The 2,571-nt window shown below is 38.7% G+C and carries 4 protein-coding genes and 1 pseudogene; all 5 read left to right on the forward strand.

The window, feature by feature from the left end:
- On the forward strand, nucleotides 1–620 hold a 620-nt coding region (locus tag K4I03_RS12370; protein WP_227965645.1), incomplete at its 5' end, for a hypothetical protein.
- A 59-nt stretch (nucleotides 621–679) separates the two neighbouring features.
- Nucleotides 680–1,432, forward strand: coding sequence for a DNA-methyltransferase (locus K4I03_RS12375; protein ID WP_227965646.1), 753 nt, complete (start codon nucleotides 680–682; stop codon nucleotides 1,430–1,432).
- A 225-nt stretch (nucleotides 1,433–1,657) separates the two neighbouring features.
- Nucleotides 1,658–1,855, forward strand: a complete 198-nt coding sequence (locus K4I03_RS12670) for a type II toxin-antitoxin system HicA family toxin (protein WP_227965647.1) — start codon at nucleotides 1,658–1,660, stop codon at nucleotides 1,853–1,855.
- Nucleotides 1,856–1,898: 43 nt separating this feature from the next.
- The gene (locus K4I03_RS12385; RefSeq protein ID WP_227965648.1) at nucleotides 1,899–2,339 is read left to right on the forward strand and encodes a type II toxin-antitoxin system HicB family antitoxin; all 441 of its coding nucleotides are present in this window, start codon (nucleotides 1,899–1,901) and stop codon (nucleotides 2,337–2,339) included.
- A gap of 7 nt (nucleotides 2,340–2,346) precedes the next feature.
- Nucleotides 2,347–2,571: pseudogene (locus tag K4I03_RS12390) on the forward strand (hypothetical protein); the annotation flags it as partial.

The following is a 2,571-nucleotide window of genomic DNA, read 5'->3' on the forward strand; positions in this document are numbered from 1 at the left end:
TTAATATCTGGTGGTTTTTCGTTTCATTCTTTTTGTTCTTCGGTGAAGTAGGTTTAATATTGTTAGTTCTGATTAAACTGAAACAAAGTTTGGAATTTGGAATGAGGAAGAAAAATATAGATAACTTTCTGCCAATCATTATGCCAGCAGAAACTAAGGATGAGGAACGCGTTATATATGAAATTCCTATCCTTTCTGTAGAAGAATTTCTGTCTCACGCCAAAAATAATCCTACTGATTTTATCCAGTATTGTGAAGTAATCATTCTGGAAGACGGTCGTATTGTTAAAGTGCGACCTAGCCACACTATGGTAATTCATAGCATTGTAAGGCAGAGAATGGCTAGTTCTGATTTTGATTTCAAAAGGACTGTCAACCATAATCAGCCTAATAGTGACTTTGACTTCAGTATCACTTTTTATGAAGAAGAACTCTTGTATTACTCAAGGGCTGTGTCTGTTTGGTACGAGGGACAACGTTGTTACAGTTTAAGCAGCTTGACCAAAGAGCAGTTACTAACATTAGAGCGTTTAGCAGACGCTGGACTGATTCAAAAAAACTTGAGCGAGCTGAGTGAACCAGTGCGCAGGAATTTTGAAGAAAGGATTGACTTTGAATAAACAGCTTGATATTCTAGCAGAGCAGAGCAGAGCTATTGCTTGGGGACTGCCTGGAGTTAATGCAAACCATTCCAGATGGTAGTGTTGATATGATTTTGTGCGATTTGCCTTATGGCACTACAAATGCTAAGTGGGATTCTATTATCGAACTAGGGCTTTTGTGGGAGCAGTACAAGAGAATTATCAAGGCCGATGGAGCAATTCTACTATTTGCACAGACACCTTTTGACAAGGTGCTAGGCTGCTCTAATTTGGAGTGGTTGCGCTATGAGATTATCTGGCAAAAGACGCAGCCTACAGGCCATCTTAACGCTAAAAAAATGCCAATGAAAGCTCATGAGAATATCCTTGTTTTCTATGAGGGATTGCCAACATATAACCCCCAGAAAACAACAGGACACCCAAGAAAAACCTCAAAATCAATCAGCAGAAAACAATCTGTAGAGCGCCAAACAGGGAATGTTAAATCAGGTGAAAGTATCTATGGATTCACAACACATTATCATGCTGACTATGATACGACAGAACGCTATCCAATAGACGTGCAAGTGTTTGCTAAGGACACCCAAAAGGAGAAATATCACCCTACCCAAAAGCCAGTAGCTTTGTTGGAATGGCTGATAAAGACCTACACAAACWAAGGAGAAGTAGTTTTGGATAATTGCATGGGCAGCGGATCAACAGGAATTGCGTGTATGAATACAGAAAGAGACTTTATTGGTATTGAAAAGGATGCAAGATACTTTGATATTGCAAAGGATAGAATAAAGAAAGTCAGTCAGAATATGAGTTGTTATATTGCAAATGATTGAAATAATAGCTAGACAAAACTATAAAGCAATGATATAATAATTTTGTTAAGATTGTTGGTTAAGCCAATAAAGTCCGCTCCTTTTGGAGTGGGCTATTTTTTTTACAGAAAAACAAAATATATCTATTGACATACGCATTAAAAAGGCGTATAATGTAATCAAGGTTAAGGCAAGGAGGCTTAACCAATCAACAATCTTAACAGAAAGGACAAGAGGACAACGCTTATGTCAAGGATTCTTGACCGAAGAAAGGTTGTCAAGCGTCTCAAAAAAGAGGGCTGGGAACTTGTTAAAGGAAGAGGGAAAGGAAGCCATGAGGGTTTCCAGAAAGGCGATAAATTCTTTCCCTTTCCTCAAGACGGAAAAACAGTTAGAAAAGGGACGCTAGGCAACATTGAACGGATAACGGGGATAAAGTTTTAATCCCCGCCCCTTTAGGGGGTAAGCGTTGGAGAAAGGATAGGCAATGAGTGAAAAACTCTATTACCCAGCAAGGGTAACAAATGATGAAGACGGAGCTTTTATCGTCCAGTTTGATGACTTTAAAGGTGAGTGTTTCACTGATGGGAGCACAATGGCAGAAGCAATGAAAAATGCTCGTGATGCCTTAGAAGTAACCATTTTCAATTATATTCGTATGGGCAAGAAAATTCCTAAACCATACACAGCCGAATTACAAGAAGAGGGGAAAGTAGTTGAAATTGGAGTATGGCTATCCCCAATCTTTGAAGAGGCAAAGAAAAAAATGGTGAAGAAAAACTGCACTATTCCCTCTTACCTGGACGAACTTGCAAGACAAGAGGGAGTAAATTTCTCTGAAGCACTACGTTTTGGGGTGAAGCATTTTTTGGGAATGAATGATGAAGATGTCACCATTCCCTCTTACTTGCTAGAAGATAAGGGGTAGTAAAAGTATGAATGTCCAAGAACTGAAACAGGAAATCCAGAAGAAATGCTATGAAGTTACTTTTGGAGATGATGACAATGTCTATATGACACGTCGAGCTGTTCTAAACTTAGTTGATAGTTTGGAAGAGGTGAAAAAGCCAGTGGTTCCTGATTATGTTATTTCTTGGTATGAGGCAAACAAGGATAATCTTGAAAAAGCTCTTCAAGAAGAAATTTCTAAGGCTAACAAT

It is taken from the genome of Streptococcus sanguinis, assembly GCF_020729725.1.
Lineage (GTDB): Bacteria > Bacillota > Bacilli > Lactobacillales > Streptococcaceae > Streptococcus > Streptococcus sanguinis_V.

Bases quoted from the DNA above. Each gene is read 5' to 3' on its own strand.
- K4I03_RS12670 (WP_227965647.1), top strand. From the start codon at position 1,658: ATGTCAAGGATTCTTGACCGAAGAAAGGTTGTCAAGCGTCTCAAAAAA.
- K4I03_RS12385 (WP_227965648.1), top strand. From the start codon at position 1,899: ATGAGTGAAAAACTCTATTACCCAGCAAGGGTAACAAATGATGAAGAC.